The sequence below is a fragment of the Exilibacterium tricleocarpae genome (genome assembly GCF_007004655.1).
Taxonomy (GTDB): domain Bacteria; phylum Pseudomonadota; class Gammaproteobacteria; order Pseudomonadales; family Cellvibrionaceae; genus Exilibacterium; species Exilibacterium tricleocarpae.
On record NZ_ML660088.1, the window covers coordinates 122,997 to 139,818 of the forward strand.

The following is a 16,822-nucleotide window of genomic DNA, read 5'->3' on the forward strand; positions in this document are numbered from 1 at the left end:
TCAAACCTTTTGGATTGCTGCCATCATATCAAAATCAGAACGCGTTGCCGCTTGCGTCACAAAATATTGGTTACCTGCCAGAGTATTCGCTGGACCATTACTAAAACCCGTCACAAAATAGACTCCTTCCAGGGTCATATAGTTTTGGCCCACACCGGTATTGCCATGGACCGTCGCCGGCCACAGCCGGTATGTGCCACCCATGCCAGGGCGCAACTGTTGCGGCGCAGGAAGCATTAAACCGGTACCTGCCCACGGCCAAACATTTGTACCGGCTGTCGGGCTTCCGCTAATGTTACGATTCAGCACATCAACCCAACTGCCGTCAAAGTGGTACACCTTGGCACACCCAGCCCCAGGCTGAAAAAACGCGAGGTGCCGAAAATCACTGGCGGACCAACGCGCATTAAACACCCCATGATTCGCCCCGATAAACATCGGAAAGGGATAGTTGGTCGCAAAGACAGACGGCAAGCCAAAGCCCATATACATAGGCTCAAAACTACCCATGACTTGCGCATCACCTGTCAGGTGACGACCATTGACCTTAATACGGTAGTTAATGGCACTGTTAATCAATAACCAAAAGACCTCACCACTGTGATTCGGCTGATTAAAAAACGACGACGCACTACTATAGCCTGTAGCAGCGCTGATACCGATATTGAACCAGTCGGCGGCCACACTCTCTATACGACGCAATTGTAAAAAGGGCTGTGCGCCCCCTGGTGACCCCGGCGCCCTCAGATACACGTGACGCTCATTCAATGAGCCACCTTCCTCGGTGTCTGCCAGCACAGTCCATCTCTCATTAACCGGTAACGGATTCATGGCCACATCCAATTCAACACCCGTCACGATACTCAGGAGACGATCTATCAGCGCGTTGTGCCCAATCACACTGCCCTCAAAGTACGCCACGCGCTAAATCCCCAATGCCTGTCTAAACTCGCTGGCCCGCCTGCGCATGGTGTCCAACGCGACGTCTTGACCGCGTCGTGATGCTAATGCCTCCAACGCTTTTTCCTCACTGTCCACCACAATCACCATGGGTTCAGGCACGCTTTGTGGTTGGCCCAAATCGCTAAACGGGACAATCGTGCCGGCTGTATCTGGGACAAACAATTCAGGTTCACCACCATCCCCGACAACGCTAACTCGGCCCAACGGTGGACGCCCACCTTGAGCAAAGGCACCACCAAACAACGATGAAAAAATGCCCGTAGTACCGCTCGTCGTGGTGCCGCCAAGTCCCAACACCTGAGAGAGTTGAGCCCCAGCGGCCTCCACAATCAACCGCGACAACAGACCCTTGAAGCGGTCCTCGATATTGTCAAAATCCGTGAAGAGTTGCGCCAATTCACCCGCGCCGAAAATCGAGTCAAACCCTTTGGGCGTCTCGTCTTTCAACGACTCTAATTCCTCGGTACGCTGCTTTTCGGCTTTAGCAATCAACTCACTGGCCTTCGCCTCCTCATCAACCGTACGCTGGATGATGGCAATGCGGGCATCCCATACATCATTGACGCGCTGCACATCGTCCTTAAGCAACTGCTCGATGCCTGCGAGTTCTGACAATAGCTGCTTTTGGGTTTCGGCAGCATCAACCCGTGCCGCGGCACCCAATAACGCTTCCTTTTGCCCTTCTGACAACGCTGCGAAACGCCCTTTCTCTAACTCGAAGAGCACCCGCTGCTTTTCCGTAGTAGCATCGAGCAGTGAAAGCTTTTTTTCGAACCCGACTAACTCCTCTTCCGCACTCTTACGCAATGATTCTTGCAATTCCTTCGCATTAGTCTGCTGGTTCAGCGTATCAGCGACCCCTTGCAGATCGGCCACAGGCGTTACACCAGGTTCTGGAGTGGCTACTCCCTCTCCCGCCGACGGGCCAGAATTCTCGACGACAGCGGCCTTTAAACTGTTTGACAGATCAAGCAACTCTTGGGTTTTACGGATTTGCAGATCAAGCGCCTGCACGCGAGGGTCTTCTGCAGGGTTCGTACCAAAAGCCTCAGCCTGGCGAAAAAGCGCTGCTCGCTTCTCGGTAAGCCGATCCAGCTGGCGATTCAGGCGGTCGAAATCCCCAACGGCGACTCCGCTGATATCCGCGGCTACTGACTCGGCAAAGGATTTAACCAGGTTCACCGTCCCGGCGATGGCCTGCGTGGCAGCGGTAAACCCTTTAATAATGGCGGACGTCAACACCTGCACAGCTTGCACCGTGGCCGGGTCTTTTAATAACGCGGTCAAGGTTTCAATATCGGCGGTGGTATTGTCGAGGTTGTCAGTGACTTCAAACAAATCACCGAACGCATTTTTTAACCCTTGAAGTGCACCACCGAAAGTCTCGCGCGCGGCGCGGGCCGACCCACCAAACTGCGTCTCCAACTCTTTGAGGATGACACGCTGAGCATCAGCAACCCGCCCGCTTTCAAAAAGCGTCTTAATCAGCTCTTTTTGCCCTTTATCGAACTGTATACCCGCTCGGGATAGGGCGCCTAAGTTGGCGACAGGATCATTCAGCGCCTTACCCAGCTGTAAAGCCGCAGAGCGTAAGTCGCCCTGAAACTTCTTGGCCAAATCTAAGGCCAGTTCGGTGGACCGCTGGAACTCATCGCCCGTAATACGCGTAAACGTGGCCAACTGGGACTGGGCACGGATGATCTTCTCATCACCGAAGACGGTGACGTCCTGCAGTTCGGACGCTTTCGCCACCAGGTCATCAAATGATACACCAACCGCATTATTGGTACTGAGCAACGTTTGCTGCAGTTGGGCTAAAGCGTCTTCTTGCTCGGCTGTCGCATCTCTAACCTTGTTGACAACCGCTGCCAAGCTGATCACACCGACGGCGGTCTTCAGCGTTCGACTGATACGCTTACCCCAATCCTGGGTATCAACCACGCTACGATTCAGCTCGCGGCGCAAACTGGTTCCGTCCCCCTTCAGTTCGGTAATCAGGGTCTCAATAACACGTCTCGGCATTAACTCAATACCTGCTTTGTACGCGCGACCAGGCGCCGACTATAGGCGATTTGTTCATCGCCATCCAATTGTGCATATTCTTCTTCGCTCAACTCACCACACTCAAACGGGTCCTGGCAGCATAAATCTGCTATGGTGGTGCCGGGTTGCAGGCGGCCGGTCGCCGCAATTAACTGATGAGCAAGCTTGCCGGTCAGATAATCGAGCGCGGAAAACCCCCAGGGTTCACGGCTGTATTCCGCCTGCCAATAGGGCAACTCCCAAGCCGGCACTCTGTCCCCGACCTCAGAGATCGGACACCCAAACAATTTGGCGAGGCGCACTCGGAGCTTGACATCCGAGTGCACTCTCAGTTTTTTTGGGCATCCTTTTGGGCTTTATGCCCAAAACCATTGATATCCAGCGCCTTACTGTACATGTCCTTGATCTGCGGCAAGGTGTAGGTAGCAGTCATAAAATCGATATCGTCTAGCGTCGGTTCATAGCCTGGCGGGTTCAGCAGACATACGACTTGATGTACCCTGCTTGGAACAACGCCTTCACCCGATTCATGATTCAATATTTTTTCGAAGTCGTTCCACGAAAATCGGTAAATCAGAATATCCTCCGACAGACCGTCGATCTGAACCGATTCGGGTTCAAGCTCCAGACTACCGCCGCGCTGCCGCATCTCCTGAAACGAGATAGCCATTAGACTTCACTCCAACTAACATCACCCGATTGTTGCCCAAACACAATCTGCTGCAGCTGCGTGTTTCCCTCCGGGTCTTCCATGATACGCCCAGAGGTCACCAGCACAAAATCGCCCCGGTCGCCCGATTTGTAATCAGCACGCATATTCAGCGTTTCGTCATTGTCCACCAGGCCCAGAAACTCCTGATAATTGCCATTGCCCGGCACATGATTAAACGTGATTTGTTTGGTTGGCGGAGTCTTCAGGCCACCTATGTATTCCCTGACCTCCGCCGAAATCGGTGTCGTTTCGACAAACTCCCCCTGGGTACCTAACTGGCCAATGCGAAGCGCATTGGCCAGATGTTTGTACACCCCTGGCTCTGCGGGGTTTTCAAAATACAGGCGCGTGCCGGCGCCAAGTTTTACTGTGGTTGCGAAAGCCATAAACTGATCTCCTCAATGATGCGTAATAACCAAGCGGCGTTCGGCGCTACACAACACCCGTTAAAATGATGTCGTACGACGCAGCACCCGCAGCATCGGTATTGGTAATCCGCAGCAAATCACCTGTACCGGCAGTGACGGTATAAGCAGCGTCATCCGGTGCGGATAACACAAATAGACCACCGGGACGCAACCGCACCACATGCGCCGCAGCGCCGACCCAATCGGCGAAGCCATTGGCTGCTGCACCACCGACCTCAATAACATCACCATTGCTTTCTGCAGCGAACATCACCACACTTTTAATTTTGGTGAAGGCAATAGCACTGCCAAACGCATCGGTCAGAGCACCAGACAAATCCAACTCTTCATTAGCGGACGCTGCCAACGTTCGTTGGTCGTGGTAAGTTTTGTTGGCCTGGTTGGCCCCCGTCCCTTCCAGCAACTGGATTGCTTTAGCATAGCTGAGTGAATCTTTCGGAGCGGAAAAGTCTAACGCGGCCGTTTGCTCGACAGTCAAACTCACGCTAAGTCGTGCACTGTGTGTCATAGCTTTGTCCTCAATAGGTGATCACATAGTTGTGTAACAGGGACGAAAATTCGGCTGTCGTATCGCTGTACTGAAACCCCGTCGGCGTCAACCCTTGCGCCACATCGCCTAAATCGGGTTCATTGTCGAGTAAGGCCGCAATCGGTTCCATCCCAGCGTCTAGCTGGTCGTCTTTGGGGTGCCCTGCACGGTGGTAACCGACCACTAACCGGGCTTCGGTAAATCGATAAAGGCCCTCAGTGATGATCTCGCCTTCCTCAAAGTAGATATTGACGTACTCATCCAAACCGCGCCCGTCGGTATCGCGGGTCGTGAAGACCCGACCAGGGTAAACCGTCTCCACTAAGGCGCCAATGTGGTCACGAATGGCTTTACGTTCGTCGACCATATTTACTCAACCTGAAATTTAGGTCCTGTTGCAACAGACGAAAGTAATCTTTTCGCATGACGCGGGTGCTCACCGCTGCGGTAATGCGCTCCGCCTCCGCTTGAATAGCAATGCGTTCGACATCGATCAACTCTACACGACGCCCGCCACGTGGACCCGCCACTCGCTTGAACTTACCCTGCCGGGTGAACACATGCAGATTTCCACTTTTCCCCCGCTGAATAAACGCGTGGTCAATCTGGCGTCCACGGGCGCGCACACCCCGTCGGTTAGTCCCCGTCCCGACACTGCGCCCAATTTGCCCCTTTGTGAGCAACTGGACAAACGAGATATCTTTCGCATAGACCTTGTACAGCACACGTAGCGTGCGGAGTGTTGATCGGCTGATAAAAATTTTCTGTCGTATCAGCTTTTGCGGTACCCGAATCGACCGGGAGAGACCGCGCACCACCCGCGTGTTAACCCGTTGCGCCGCTTTATTCAGTGCGGAGTTTGTCGCGAGTCGCGTGTCGCGTTTGGCAATCCTGTTTAACTTACGGGCTAAGCGAGCAGCCTGCTGCTGGGGCGATACCGTCATGATGCCCACACCTGGACAACGGTACCATCATCAGCGATCAGCCCTTTCACGACAAACCGCTCTGTGCCTGCGATGACGTAATCGTCCACCTTCGCGGTACCAATTTCCTCACTGAGGAAATGCAGCACGGTTGTTTTCATGGTAGCCATACCGCCCTCGGGAATGATGGTGACATCCCGCTGGATTATCACCAGAATCGGGTCTATCAGAACAGCGCCATCGGCGGTGCGGTAAGCTGCGGGTACCGCCCCCAACAGTACAAATTGCTGCCGGGCGTTTAGTCCCGCCAAGGCGTTAAAGTCTGCCATACTCGCCCATCCCTAACCGGCAACGCGGTACCAGCACGGTTGACTTTATACCGCAGGTAACAGCTTGACGTCGGCGACAGCGTCGCCATTGACAGCAGCCTTGGCGAAAACCCCAATTTTGGTATTGCCGGTAGCAGTGGTCGTGACACGCTTCGTCGTATCGTTCCAATAGGCGGTTGCAAACTGATCTGGGGCATTTGCAACGGTTTTGGGTAGTGAAAATACGCCCTTAACCCTGGCTTCACCACTCTGCCCGGTGACAACGTCATAACTGTTCACAGCAAAGAAACCGTTCGCATTCAGTAGAAATCCCGCACCGGCGACAATATCAGCCGTTGCTACAAATGTGAGAGTGTCACCGTTCTTGATAAAATTTTTCATTGTATAAGCCTCATTGAGACCCAGCCGGCCCCGAGGCTGGCTGAGTGCTACATCGGGTGGAAAAGTGGATTAAGCGCCCGGGTTACGGACGGCACCACGGAAGTCCTCCCAGCCCGCACCAAAGTCATGCCGCACCTTCAGCTGCATACCGTCAACCTCGAAGCCCTCCTTGGTTTCAATGTACGGACCGGATTCTCCCTCTAGATACGCGTAGACCAACGTGTCGATAGCCATCGGACTAGCAAACGTGTAAAACGCATTGGTACCATTGTTCACTCGTGTTTCAACAATCAACTCCATCGACCGCGAAAAAGGGTTTACGCTCGATGTCTGCTCGGGCTGAACAGCCGCCAGAATTTTTTGCGCGGCCAGCTCCCGAACTTCGTTCACTACCAGGTAAGAGGGCGCCACATTGATTTTTTCACCATCTAAACCCAGCATCTTACGGTGTAGCTGTCGCATCGCATCCAAACCCGCCTCAGTCACACCCGTACCCGCGACTTGGTTCCGCAACCCCACCGGTCGGGCTGTCCCAAACACCGGGTTACCGTCACTCAGATTCGGGTTTGCGTTCACCAGTCCCCACACTATGTTGCTTTCTTTGCGAGAGGCCAGATTACCGATCCGCTGAAAAAAGCGCATAAAGACATCCAGGTCGTCATTGATCATCAACTGACGGCTGAAATTGAAAATACGGCCAAAGGTCGACAGCCTATACGTCTCCTTCGATTCGCTCACCGTACCTTGTGCGAATTCACCGTTTTCGTTGACCTCCTCGAGGCCGGTACCGTTACCCAATTGGATGCTACTTTTGGCCTTAAAGTCAGCCGCAGTAGTTTGTCGAGCAATGGGCGTAAACGTTCTTGGTGTCTCCTCATAGGCGCGTCGCAGCTCTTTATTGGCTACGTCCGCCACGACCGCCGGGAAATCGCTGGTAGTGTGCATGGCCATCGCCAAGACTTCCCGTTTATTCTTACCACGTACACTTTGGCCATTTAGCTCAAGGTACGCTTTCGCCATTTCGACAAAGGACAAATTGGCAAACTCGGCGCTACCCTCGTCTAGCGGATAGACACCGGGTTCCGCGCGGTGCAACATGGCGGCGCCTAGCGCTTCACGCAACGCTGAGGGGTCGCCCGATTGGTTACGGATGTGACCCTGCGCCGGGGCACCTTGGTCGTCCCGATCAGCGACGAGTGCCAATGCTTTTTCCCGGGCATCCTCAACCGTAACACCGTCATCGATCCACTGTTGGACCATGGATGCATCGGCGCTTGCCATCGCACCAACTTCCCGTACCGCTTTCGCCCGCTGCCTTTCTGCGGCGGTGGCATCAGCCGCCGCTTTCTTTGCCACGGTTTCTGTGTCCGCGGTGGCTGCTGCTGGCACATCTGCCGAATCTGGGGGCGCAGGCGTCGCCGGCGAGGTCGCGGCGGTGTTTTTTGCGGCATCAGGTTTCGCCGCCGGTTTGGTCGTACTATTCATATCGGATTGCTCCTGTTGGCGTGATAACGCGGGCGAAGCCGCAGGGTGTTGAAACAATAGTGTCAATTTGTCGGACGGCGGGTTAACCGCCGTGAGGTCTATCGAGGCGGCGGCTTGAATCGGTTCCACAACCTCATCGGCGAAGCCCATCTCAAGCGCCTCCGCACCATTAAACCAGGTCTCATCGGCCAACATATCCGCCAGGTTTTTTTCATCCAGGCCCGTTTTCTGCTGGTAAATCATCAGAATACTGGTTTCCATCAGATCGAGCGCATCCGCTTCATGCCGTAGTTCCTCGGCATCGCCGCAGGCGCACAACCAGGGTTTATGGACCATCATGAGCGCGTTATCGGGCATGATCACCCGATCGCCCGCCATGGCGATCACACTGGCCATACTCGCGGCGATACCATCGATATGCACCGTGACAGATTTGGGCGATTGTTTGAGCCGGTTGTAAATGGCAAGGCCCTCCATGATCAGGCCACCGCCAGAGTGAATACGAACTACCAACTCATCGCCGGGTAGCGCCTCCATTTGCCGTACGACGCCGGCCGCGTCCAGGTCGTCCCACCAATCACCGATGGCCCCGTACAACAACAACTCGCCATCAGCACTGATACTGTTACGGGCGGCAATAGCACCCCCGCTACTATTCATCGGTGCCTGCCGCCTCATCATCGTCCTCATTGTCATCCTCGTTATCGCCGTCGGTATTTGGTGACACCGTCGCTGCGGCTTGAAGCTGGCCCGATCGCGTCGTGCGCCGAGGATCACTGTCAAGCACTAGGCCCAATTCATCTAAAAATTCAAAGTCTTCGGCCAGCTCTTGCAGCATTTCGCGCGGATTCGACACACCGCGTTCTCGCAGTGAACCGCTGAGAGAGTTTCCACCCGCCCGGACCTCCTGGATAATGGCCGGCATTTCATTCTTGATGTCTAAAATTTCCTTCTTCGGTGGCGTCCAATCGAATGTGACACCGGCAAGGTCGTGACCACGAAAGGCTGCTGCTGCCAAAAACCAGCGCTCCACTGTTTTACAGAAGTGAGGAATAAACATATGCTTTCGCCACCGGTTGATATTGGCGTACATCTGGATACGACCCATTTTGCCGCTGGCAAAGTTCACAAGGCTGTGGTCACCGGTTAAGGATTCGTAGGTAATACCCCATCCCGCCGCGATCAAATGCTCCTCACCGCGTACAAATTCACTTTGCCCGGAGACACTGGGCGGGGTGTTGAACAATACCTGCTCGCCCTGCTTGAGGCGGGCCAATAGCCCGGGCTCCAACTTTTCAGGCAACATATTGCCGGTGCTTTCATCTTCAGCAGTAATAAAAGCGGCTAAGCATGCTGCAATTTTTTGCTGTTCGATACGGGCATCCTGGAAGTCGTCAAGTCCCTTCACCTTGGTAAAGACTGAGACACCCCGCGGTATACCGCGTACTTGCCCAATACGGCGTTCGTCGTAGACATGTGCCACTTGGTCAGCACTTACCGGCTCAGAGGTCACACGTGTGCGGCCGCTTTCACCCGGGTGTTGATCAAACAGCCAATAGCGAGACCGGCGACCACCTCGAAGTTCCACACCTTGAATGACCTGCGTGTCGCCGTTAAGGTCCTGGTTTTTCTGATGATCGAGGTAGTCACCTTCCAGCAACTGCAATTGCAACGGGATAGCTAACCGAGAATTTCTCGACATGCGCCGAATGGCCAGACTCTCCCCCGACAGGGATTCACCATGCATCGCCAGGGCTTGCAAACCAAACAAGTTGTGGCGTCCAGTGAAGTCACACTGCGTACTGTTGGCCCAGTCCGTCATTAGCCTATCGGCAAGTTGTTTTTTCCGTTTGCTTGTCGGGTGCTTGGCCACCGGGGTGATCCCTACCCCGATCGTATTGGCTGTCACAACCCAATTTGCGGTTTCCACATAAACGTTATTGCGGTCCAGCTCCCGAGCCGCAGCACGTATCGTGGGTAGCGAGCGGCGTAACACCGTGTTTTGATCCGCATCAGTGCCGCGAAACCACCGCCGTCCACGACCACCTGCATCGTAGTCGGCCTGCGCGCTCAATATCTCAGTCTGGAAACGAGCCCGCGCACGCCGGTGGGCACGTATGGGGTCGAAATACGCGATAACCCGATCCAGGCCATTCAATCTCATTGATAGCCTCGGTCATAGCTGGTAAACGTATGCGGTGTCCTTACTTTGCCACTCAACTGCGCTCGAGCTTCCTCAAGAAGTGCTTTCATTTCCTCGAAGCTGCGGTATTCGGTTTCCCTGTCTTGGTACTTCACCTTCAAGACGCCGGACTTAAACGCCTTTTCCAGGTCATCCAAGTCTTTCTGTGTCCACGCCATATCAACGATTCCAAAAGGTAGAGGGTCTGCGTGCATCGCCGCGCACGGGGTCAGAATCGACAGCCGGTAGCGACACCAAATCCGTCGTCGGTGCGACGGTGAACAGATCGTTCTGTTTCAGCTCGGCTTCCAGGGTTAGCCAGGCATCCAGCTGCATCAAATGCACTCGCTTCGCGCGAGCAGCATGGAGTGCATACACCTCACAGTCCCACGCCTCGCAACGGCGCCCGGACTTACACTCCCACACTTTTTTGCCGGGGGATCGCTTACTGGGTATTTTGGCCTCAGCGGTCATGTGATCGAAGTAGTCATCCCGGACACCCTGGTAGTAGTGGAAGCGCCCGGGTCCAGCCCCGAACAACTTCATATGGGCGGCCAACCAATCTTTTGCTTTGTTAGTACCAACGCTGAACACCTTGACGCCGTACTTATCAGCCTTCGTCTGTTTTTTCGGGTTTTTATGGTCGACGGATTTCACCTTGGGTGTCGAGAAAATTTCCGGGTCACCGAGGCTTGCCCCTTTGATCGCCATTACCAATCGCTCGCGGTATTGCTTCTGGCGCGAACGCACCCAGTGGTATACCGCATCGCTCGTGGCACCATCACTGCTGTCGATTGAAATTGCCTTGACATAAATCTGACAGCCCGTCGCGTGTCGAATAGACGCAAAAATTTGGCTATCCAATGCCGGCCAAACCGCATCATTTTTATCAGCGCAGCTACCGTCGGCATAAATCGCGCCATAGTAAAGAAGCCAGCTTTCTTCACCGACGCCCCACGCTCGGAACACCAATTCCACCCGATCATGTTGCACATCAATGCCACAGGTCACCAATAAGCCCTGTGCTGGACACACCAATTCCGCGCCCTGGGAAAACTCGTCTTGCTTTGCCCGCTCGCGTAGCGACTGGGCATCGTCCCGCCCATCATCGTACTCATACGGCCGCCCCAACTTTGAGTTGACGAATACAATTTCCGCATTGTCATCACCCTGTGCTTTTCGGTGATCGGCCTGCAGCTTGGCTTCAACCAGCTCCCGCATACCGGCGCCCGGCAGACAGCTGTACAGCTCGCTCAGCTCCATAAAACCAGCCACACCGGCAAACGTGCCTTGTGCAACCCATCCACAGTTAAGATCACCCGCTGCAATCGCTGCCATCACGGTATCGCGAATGTTCTCTTTGCGCTGGTAATCGTCCCAAGTAACGCCGCAGTGTGGACAAACATAGAACGCTGTGTCGGGCAACGCTCGCCCGTACTCTTCGTGCCAGGGCATCTCTGCCTCATCCCATTTGACATGGTCAAAATCCAAGACATGCTTTTCACCACAGGCATGGCAAGCCACCGGTAACACCCGCCGATCCGATCGAAGAATGTGTCGCTCAACGCGAGAGAAGCCCTTTAACGCTGGCGTGCCGCCTAAGATTTTCTTAGGCTTTCGCTGCCGCTTCGCCCGCTCCCACAACAGCAACACGGAATCGCCCTGCTCTTTCACATTCTCGTTGCTGTCGTCGGGCTCTTCGACAAATAACACTTTCGCGGGCGTGGACTTTACTGACCTAATGGCGTTAGAGCTGATCAGCTTTAAGAAACCGCCTGGGAAATTTCGGTGTAATGTCCGGTTACCTGAACGACGTGACATCGAAATATCAATTTTCGCTTGGACGCGCGCTGTTTCTTTGACAATAGGCACAAGCTTTTCATCACTGAATTCCCGTGCCGCGCCCTCCCCGGCAAACATGCCGATAATCGCCGACGGGTCACAGTCAACCCGCTTCAGGATGTAGGCAATCAGCGCCGTCGTCCACGCGACTTGCGCCGCTTTCATGCAGTTGACCTCCGGAATGTCGGGATCATCAAGCGCAGCGAAAATACCGTACAGGTACGGTGCGTAGTACAGATCGTACTCGCCTGGTGTATCACTATTTTCTTTCGGTAGTTTCAGATAAGCTTGCGCCCATTCAGCCGTATCAACGCGATCAGCCGGTTGTAGTTTCCTCAGCGCTTGGCAAAAGATGCTGTGCAAGTTCGCCCGCGCTGCCTGCAACAGCATCCAAGGCGGCACGTAGGTGTTTGTCGACACTGTCATCATCCAAAGTCAATGCGTGCTTAGACTCGATCGCTTCGATGATCTTGTCCTTAGCATTCATCACCTGGGATTGAATCGACAGACATAGATTCTCCAAAAGCGGGGCAATATCCTCCCGCCATACGACGAGCTTCATACGGTCCATGTATTCAATCTCTTTCAGATTGGCTGACATTTCCGTTTCCCGAATCCGAGCCGAGGACAACCGGTCACCTTGGTCACGTCCGGCCGCCTCTGTGCGGAGGCGTTCCACGTAGGCCAACAGCCATTCGCGATAAGTACCACCCTCGGCAAGCACCCCCTTGTCTTTCAATTGGCTCACAGCTTGCTGCGATATGCCGACGAACTGGGCAAAGCGGGTCTGGACCGCTTTTTCGACGGGGTTAGGCCACATTCGGCGTCACCCGAATCAGATATTCGCCTACCACTACAACCCCCCTTAGACTTTTGTTATTAGCGAGAATCCGCGCCGCAGCGCTCCGTACTTCAGTTTCCCCGGGAAGGACCCAATAGCCCCCCTACCACCCGACCAATAAGCAAGACCGGCTATCAGACAGGAAGCGGAACCCCCTATGCGCCCGCGACTTTTCAATTAACCTGCGTGCAGTACCCCCGTACGCTACCGGCCTCAGGGAGGACCCATTGCCGGCAAGCAACGCCCTCAGCTCTTCCCGCCAAACCAACGCGACAGCAGCCCCTGATCTTGCATCATCGAGAACTCGCCATTGCTGGCCGCGTAGCGCGACTGCTTTTCAGTCGTGCGTAAACCAAAGTAGGCACGCAGCAGGTAGGTTGGCGTAGCCAACACAGCCCCCACGAACAACCAACTATCCGCAACACTCTTTGCCATCACTGCATCAGCCAACACAATGGCGTACACATAGCCGCCAACAGTAGCGAGCGCACACACGACAACCAACCACGCCATCATCAACGCAATTAGCGGGCGTGTTGAATGTCCAGTCATATCGACTTGGGCCATCGCTCGCACATTAGCGGTAAAGTTCTGGGACTCAGCAATACGCACAGCAGCGAATTGTTGATACACCTTTGCTCGATCGCCTGCGGTTAAACCACCGATAGCTGATTCCACGTCAACACCAGTAGCGGTGGCCGGTAGCGCATCGGTCACAGGTAAATACTTATTGACGATACTCAATAACGCAGCACCAACCGGGTGCTGACCTATTGCAACCGTGGCCATAGATTTTAGAAACGATTTCCAATTCATCGCGCACTACTCGCTAGTAGATGTTCCCCGTGGAACTATTCTGAACGACCGCCAAACTTGCGCTGCAAGCTTTGCTCTAACAACGCTATTGCGCGGCTGCCCATATGCCCAGAGACACCAACGAACGCCGCCGTCAGCAGTGGTGGAAACGCCGCCAACTCACATAACCAAAACGTCAACATGCCGGCAAAGGCTGATATTACCATTTCACCGACCAGCTCAAGAATGGAGAACCGCTTTGTATGACCGTCGCGGACGTTCCGAAAGTAGCTTGCCAATCCACCCCAAGCTGACAACCCAAATACCCAAAGATAGGTCAGCAAGCTATAGCCAAACGGGTCTTTCTCAATCATCTGTGATTGACTCACTTAAATCATCGAGCAATGTGGCATTTCGCATATACTCGCCAACAGACCCTTTTCCAGCCACGGTGTTGTAGTGCCGCTTCCAATAGCCGGCGCGCTCGGCCAGGCTCTGTGGAATAGGATCGGGGATTAACAAATAAAATAAACGGCATACCACGAAAGATAGCAGCGGACTTAGCTCTAACTCTCGGTAGTGAACCAGCGACAGGTCAATACCAAAATATTCGATAGTCTTGTAGCGATGGACATCGCGCGTCCGCGTTAACACATCATCGAACCCAATCTGGTCAACCTGGCAAAGCCCAGTCCCTGCGGCGTAGGGTGTCAAATCCCGATAAGTCCCTAGTCGTGTCTCTTGGGCCGCCGTCTCGAGCAGCAACCTATCGGCATTTCGGTTGGCGCCATTGCCCAACACGTTACACACAGCTTTAGCGATTTCTACCGCATGCACCCGCTTGGCCAAACCGTAGTACATAATCATCCCCGGATTTCAGGCAATAAAAAACCGCAGCCGGTCGCCCGAATGCGGTTTTTAATAGAGTTCTTGTACACTGACGATCTGCTTAAGCGGCAAAACCGCAGTGTTGGCAGAATCCTACAGTTTTTGTCTAGACAGCGCAAATATTTTTTCAGCTAAGCCGCGACCCGGCTTAAGTCGGAGTCAACCCAAGCTACCCCAGCACGCAGACTGGTAGCCGCTCGGTCCTTGCTAAGCCCTAGCTCTTTTCCCAACGCCCTGACAGTCAAACCCCGCACAAAATACAACACCACACAGCGACCCAATTCGCGATCCCGCCCTAATAGTCGTCCGACAGCTCGATCAACGAGCAACGCCTCATCGTCGCTGATACAGGGCTGAGGGTAGACAGCCCCCATGTTACCCTTGATCAACGCAAACGCCGGCGACACATAGCCGGTAACACCGCTCGCAAAAATTACCCATTGCCCCCATTGCGTTAACTTCTGCTCGGTTTCCTCAAAGCTCATTTTTTGCCCTCAGATGTCATGAATTCTTCCGACAAGACGCTGCCGCCTCCGGACTGTTTGCAACGTACTCGCTAAATAACCACTCCCAATCGACCCTTGCGTCACCCCGGTCCCGCCAATAAACCCGGAACTCTAACCCCTTCCGCTCGACAACACCCACGCTCAGTCGGTGCAGCATCGACAACCGATCAACCAAATCATCGGGTGGTTTCCAGTCAGTGGGAATCACCTCCCCTGCGCGCGCGCGCGTGCGCGTATATATATATTTATTTATACACTTGTTATTACTAATATCGGATAATACGGAGGTGTGGCGCGCTTCTTGTGGCGCGCTCCTGGCGGGCTCTACCCCTCCAGGCCCCGTAGTTACTGGATTCTCATGTGGCGGGCTTCTTGTGGCGCGCTTATGGCGCGCTTCATGCGGACGGACTCCCCCTATGTCCATCAGGGAGAGTTTAAAAATCATGCTATTTCGCGGAGAAGTGCGGTCGTGAAGCGGTTCGATGAAACCGGCATTGATCAACCGAGATAAGTAGCGCTTTATCTGATCTCGGCTGTAAATTTTCTTAATTTCGTTAGAGTTCCTATGTGGCAGGTACTCAAGGAATTCGCGGATACTCTGGTAGCTAACACGGCGTGTGTACCCAACACACCCAGAATCATAATCTACCCAACGTCGAAAATAAATATAAATCAGTTTACATTCGTGTGGCAAATCGGACGGCAACATCACACTGTCAAACTCAGCTTGCTGCACAAAACTCTCCGAATAACCCCTGATGACAACATGTTATAAAAGACTAAATACTGTATAAAAATACATACATTCTTAAACAACTACACTTGAGTTAACCTGCAGCCAAATAGCAGAGGGTGCAACCAACGCACGTCCAACTACAGCCAATTAGCCAGCGCCATAAATGTCAGGACGTAGACGGGAGTTAGTGACAATCATGCCTTTTTTCTTAAGCGCGGCAACAACAGCAGGCAGCCTCTCAGCAGGTATCTTGTGGCTAGTTTTCACCCAATAAGAGACGCTTTGCTGTTTGACCTTTGCAGCGCGAGCAGTCGCCGTCTGCCCACCCAAAACCTCAATAACCCACAACAGCGCCTCATGCTCTGCCGCCAAACCAGTAGCAGTGCTATCATCGGACGCGAAAACGCCACTCATACCCACCTCCAGAGATGTTACAGATCACCAGAATACAAATATTTTTGTAGAGATTCAACAAAATACTTGTAGAGACTTGCTACAAAACAATCTGTATCTTCTCTAAAAACTGTGTACTTATGAGAATGGCTGAACACGAGGAAAAATCTAGCTACGCCAAGCGGCTGCGATCTGCGCTCGAGTGGGCCAACATGTCCAAATCCGAGTTGGCACGAAGAACAGGAGTTAGCGTGCAGACAGTACAGTACCTCTGCAGAAAAGGCCAAGGATCTGCCCACACCAATAAAATGGCACAGATGCTAGACGTGAACCCTATCTGGCTGGAGCGCGGAGTAGGCCCCAACAAGCCTTATCATCTGCCGCATGCCCCATCACAGAATAGTGACTACGCAAGAGTAATCCAAGTCCCAATAATAAACATGGCCGACGCCATAAACTGGCAGGAACTATCGAGTAAAACCGGCGAGTTTATGCTTTACGCAGTGACAAATAGCCTACCAACCGACACAGAGCACTTGTTTGCATTTGAAATGCAAGGCGAGAGCATGCAGCGAGATACAGGATTATCTATTCCCGAAGGGGCTATGGTGATAATAGCACCAGGGCTCGAACCACAAGAAACAAAGCATAAACTTGCGCTGATTTATGTTGAAAAAGACGACAAAGTCGTCTTCCGAAAACTCGCCAAAGAACCCACCGAAACCTATCTGCAAACGCTCAAAACCAGCTACAATCCAGAAATACTCCCCCGCCTTCAGCCTGGCGACATCGTAATCGGGTCCATGGTCAGCGCCGTGATAACAGGCAGCCTCAAGTTTTAAGAAC

General features: G+C 53.6%; 22 protein-coding genes. 1 reads left to right on the forward strand and 21 read right to left on the reverse strand.

Features of this window, described 5'->3' with window-relative positions; all coding sequences use genetic code 11:
* The 21 genes from FKG94_RS03090 to FKG94_RS03185 all read right to left on the reverse strand — a co-directional run bounded on the left by FKG94_RS03090 (position 1) and on the right by FKG94_RS03185 (position 15,997).
* A complete protein-coding gene (locus FKG94_RS03090; RefSeq protein WP_142902736.1) occupies positions 1 to 921 on the reverse strand; it encodes a hypothetical protein in 921 nt (306 codons plus the stop codon).
* A 3-nt stretch (positions 922 to 924) separates the two neighbouring features.
* Entirely contained in the window at positions 925 to 2,985 is a 2,061-nt protein-coding gene (locus FKG94_RS03095; RefSeq protein ID WP_142902737.1) for a phage tail length tape measure family protein, read from the reverse strand.
* Positions 2,985 to 3,257, reverse strand: coding sequence for a hypothetical protein (locus FKG94_RS03100; protein WP_142902738.1), 273 nt, complete (start codon positions 3,255 to 3,257; stop codon positions 2,985 to 2,987). The genes FKG94_RS03095 and FKG94_RS03100 overlap by 1 nt, the downstream gene beginning before the upstream one ends.
* Before the next feature lie 77 nt (positions 3,258 to 3,334).
* Positions 3,335 to 3,676 carry a hypothetical protein gene (locus FKG94_RS03105; protein WP_142902739.1) on the reverse strand — a complete coding sequence of 114 codons (342 nt, stop codon included), beginning with the start codon at positions 3,674 to 3,676 and terminating at the stop codon, positions 3,335 to 3,337.
* On the reverse strand, positions 3,676 to 4,104 hold the full coding sequence (locus tag FKG94_RS03110) for a phage tail tube protein (RefSeq protein ID WP_142902740.1): 429 nt from the start codon (positions 4,102 to 4,104) through the stop codon (positions 3,676 to 3,678). The genes FKG94_RS03105 and FKG94_RS03110 overlap by 1 nt, the downstream gene beginning before the upstream one ends.
* Before the next feature lie 46 nt (positions 4,105 to 4,150).
* The gene (locus FKG94_RS03115; protein ID WP_142902741.1) at positions 4,151 to 4,654 is read right to left on the reverse strand and encodes a hypothetical protein; all 504 of its coding nucleotides are present in this window, start codon (positions 4,652 to 4,654) and stop codon (positions 4,151 to 4,153) included.
* A gap of 10 nt (positions 4,655 to 4,664) precedes the next feature.
* Positions 4,665 to 5,042: a hypothetical protein gene (locus FKG94_RS03120; RefSeq protein ID WP_142902742.1), complete on the reverse strand. Its 378-nt coding sequence runs from the start codon at positions 5,040 to 5,042 to the stop codon at positions 4,665 to 4,667.
* Positions 5,026 to 5,619: a phage tail protein gene (locus FKG94_RS03125; RefSeq protein WP_142902743.1), complete on the reverse strand. Its 594-nt coding sequence runs from the start codon at positions 5,617 to 5,619 to the stop codon at positions 5,026 to 5,028. Before FKG94_RS03125 ends, FKG94_RS03120 begins: the two co-directional genes overlap by 17 nt.
* On the reverse strand, positions 5,616 to 5,927 hold the full coding sequence (locus FKG94_RS03130) for a hypothetical protein (protein WP_142902744.1): 312 nt from the start codon (positions 5,925 to 5,927) through the stop codon (positions 5,616 to 5,618). The genes FKG94_RS03125 and FKG94_RS03130 overlap by 4 nt, the downstream gene beginning before the upstream one ends.
* A gap of 45 nt (positions 5,928 to 5,972) precedes the next feature.
* Positions 5,973 to 6,308 (reverse strand): DUF2190 family protein, encoded by a 336-nt coding sequence (locus FKG94_RS03135; RefSeq protein ID WP_142902745.1) that lies wholly within the window; start codon positions 6,306 to 6,308, stop codon positions 5,973 to 5,975.
* A 69-nt stretch (positions 6,309 to 6,377) separates the two neighbouring features.
* Positions 6,378 to 8,453, reverse strand: coding sequence for a ClpP-like prohead protease/major capsid protein fusion protein (locus tag FKG94_RS03140; protein WP_179957469.1), 2,076 nt, complete (start codon positions 8,451 to 8,453; stop codon positions 6,378 to 6,380).
* Positions 8,446 to 9,957 carry a phage portal protein gene (locus FKG94_RS03145; RefSeq protein WP_142902747.1) on the reverse strand — a complete coding sequence of 504 codons (1,512 nt, stop codon included), beginning with the start codon at positions 9,955 to 9,957 and terminating at the stop codon, positions 8,446 to 8,448. Before FKG94_RS03145 ends, FKG94_RS03140 begins: the two co-directional genes overlap by 8 nt.
* Complete coding sequence (locus tag FKG94_RS03150) at positions 9,954 to 10,154, reverse strand: phage head-tail joining protein (protein ID WP_142902748.1); 201 nt, start codon at positions 10,152 to 10,154, stop codon at positions 9,954 to 9,956. Before FKG94_RS03150 ends, FKG94_RS03145 begins: the two co-directional genes overlap by 4 nt.
* A 1-nt stretch (position 10,155) precedes the next feature.
* Positions 10,156 to 12,237: a phage terminase large subunit family protein gene (locus FKG94_RS03155; protein WP_179957470.1), complete on the reverse strand. Its 2,082-nt coding sequence runs from the start codon at positions 12,235 to 12,237 to the stop codon at positions 10,156 to 10,158.
* Positions 12,134 to 12,637, reverse strand: a complete 504-nt coding sequence (locus tag FKG94_RS03160; RefSeq protein ID WP_142902750.1) for a hypothetical protein — start codon at positions 12,635 to 12,637, stop codon at positions 12,134 to 12,136. The genes FKG94_RS03155 and FKG94_RS03160 overlap by 104 nt, the downstream gene beginning before the upstream one ends.
* 267 nt (positions 12,638 to 12,904) lie before the next feature.
* Positions 12,905 to 13,474, reverse strand: a complete 570-nt coding sequence (locus FKG94_RS03165) for a hypothetical protein (protein ID WP_142902751.1) — start codon at positions 13,472 to 13,474, stop codon at positions 12,905 to 12,907.
* A 35-nt stretch (positions 13,475 to 13,509) separates the two neighbouring features.
* Positions 13,510 to 13,827 (reverse strand): phage holin family protein, encoded by a 318-nt coding sequence (locus tag FKG94_RS03170; RefSeq protein ID WP_142902752.1) that lies wholly within the window; start codon positions 13,825 to 13,827, stop codon positions 13,510 to 13,512.
* On the reverse strand, positions 13,820 to 14,314 hold the full coding sequence (locus tag FKG94_RS03175) for a hypothetical protein (RefSeq protein ID WP_142902753.1): 495 nt from the start codon (positions 14,312 to 14,314) through the stop codon (positions 13,820 to 13,822). Before FKG94_RS03175 ends, FKG94_RS03170 begins: the two co-directional genes overlap by 8 nt.
* Before the next feature lie 158 nt (positions 14,315 to 14,472).
* Positions 14,473 to 14,826: an antiterminator Q family protein gene (locus FKG94_RS03180; RefSeq protein ID WP_142902754.1), complete on the reverse strand. Its 354-nt coding sequence runs from the start codon at positions 14,824 to 14,826 to the stop codon at positions 14,473 to 14,475.
* Between the two features lie 16 nt (positions 14,827 to 14,842).
* The gene (locus tag FKG94_RS29465; protein WP_425460029.1) at positions 14,843 to 15,556 is read right to left on the reverse strand and encodes a DnaT-like ssDNA-binding domain-containing protein; all 714 of its coding nucleotides are present in this window, start codon (positions 15,554 to 15,556) and stop codon (positions 14,843 to 14,845) included.
* A gap of 174 nt (positions 15,557 to 15,730) precedes the next feature.
* A complete protein-coding gene (locus FKG94_RS03185; RefSeq protein ID WP_142902755.1) occupies positions 15,731 to 15,997 on the reverse strand; it encodes a YdaS family helix-turn-helix protein in 267 nt (88 codons plus the stop codon).
* Positions 15,998 to 16,227: 230 nt separating this feature from the next.
* Between FKG94_RS03185 and FKG94_RS03190 the strand changes: the two genes are divergently transcribed.
* Positions 16,228 to 16,818 (forward strand): S24 family peptidase, encoded by a 591-nt coding sequence (locus FKG94_RS03190; protein WP_142902756.1) that lies wholly within the window; start codon positions 16,228 to 16,230, stop codon positions 16,816 to 16,818.
* The last annotated feature ends 4 nt before the right edge of the window (positions 16,819 to 16,822 follow it).

Bases quoted from the DNA above. Each gene is read 5' to 3' on its own strand.
- FKG94_RS03160 (WP_142902750.1), bottom strand. From the start codon at position 12,637: ATGTGGCCTAACCCCGTCGAAAAAGCGGTCCAGACCCGCTTTGCCCAG.
- FKG94_RS03165 (WP_142902751.1), bottom strand. From the start codon at position 13,474: ATGAATTGGAAATCGTTTCTAAAATCTATGGCCACGGTTGCAATAGGT.
- FKG94_RS03170 (WP_142902752.1), bottom strand. From the start codon at position 13,827: ATGATTGAGAAAGACCCGTTTGGCTATAGCTTGCTGACCTATCTTTGG.
- FKG94_RS03120 (WP_142902742.1), bottom strand. From the start codon at position 5,042: ATGGTCGACGAACGTAAAGCCATTCGTGACCACATTGGCGCCTTAGTG.
- FKG94_RS03140 (WP_179957469.1), bottom strand. From the start codon at position 8,453: ATGAATAGTAGCGGGGGTGCTATTGCCGCCCGTAACAGTATCAGTGCT.
- FKG94_RS29465 (WP_425460029.1), bottom strand. From the start codon at position 15,556: ATGTTGCCGTCCGATTTGCCACACGAATGTAAACTGATTTATATTTAT.
- FKG94_RS03185 (WP_142902755.1), bottom strand. From the start codon at position 15,997: ATGAGTGGCGTTTTCGCGTCCGATGATAGCACTGCTACTGGTTTGGCG.
- FKG94_RS03115 (WP_142902741.1), bottom strand. From the start codon at position 4,654: ATGACACACAGTGCACGACTTAGCGTGAGTTTGACTGTCGAGCAAACG.
- FKG94_RS03145 (WP_142902747.1), bottom strand. From the start codon at position 9,957: ATGAGATTGAATGGCCTGGATCGGGTTATCGCGTATTTCGACCCCATA.
- FKG94_RS03175 (WP_142902753.1), bottom strand. From the start codon at position 14,314: ATGTACTACGGTTTGGCCAAGCGGGTGCATGCGGTAGAAATCGCTAAA.
- FKG94_RS03110 (WP_142902740.1), bottom strand. From the start codon at position 4,104: ATGGCTTTCGCAACCACAGTAAAACTTGGCGCCGGCACGCGCCTGTAT.
- FKG94_RS03130 (WP_142902744.1), bottom strand. From the start codon at position 5,927: ATGGCAGACTTTAACGCCTTGGCGGGACTAAACGCCCGGCAGCAATTT.
- FKG94_RS03105 (WP_142902739.1), bottom strand. From the start codon at position 3,676: ATGGCTATCTCGTTTCAGGAGATGCGGCAGCGCGGCGGTAGTCTGGAG.
- FKG94_RS03180 (WP_142902754.1), bottom strand. From the start codon at position 14,826: ATGAGCTTTGAGGAAACCGAGCAGAAGTTAACGCAATGGGGGCAATGG.
- FKG94_RS03135 (WP_142902745.1), bottom strand. From the start codon at position 6,308: ATGAAAAATTTTATCAAGAACGGTGACACTCTCACATTTGTAGCAACG.
- FKG94_RS03125 (WP_142902743.1), bottom strand. From the start codon at position 5,619: ATGACGGTATCGCCCCAGCAGCAGGCTGCTCGCTTAGCCCGTAAGTTA.
- FKG94_RS03095 (WP_142902737.1), bottom strand. From the start codon at position 2,985: ATGCCGAGACGTGTTATTGAGACCCTGATTACCGAACTGAAGGGGGAC.
- FKG94_RS03150 (WP_142902748.1), bottom strand. From the start codon at position 10,154: ATGGCGTGGACACAGAAAGACTTGGATGACCTGGAAAAGGCGTTTAAG.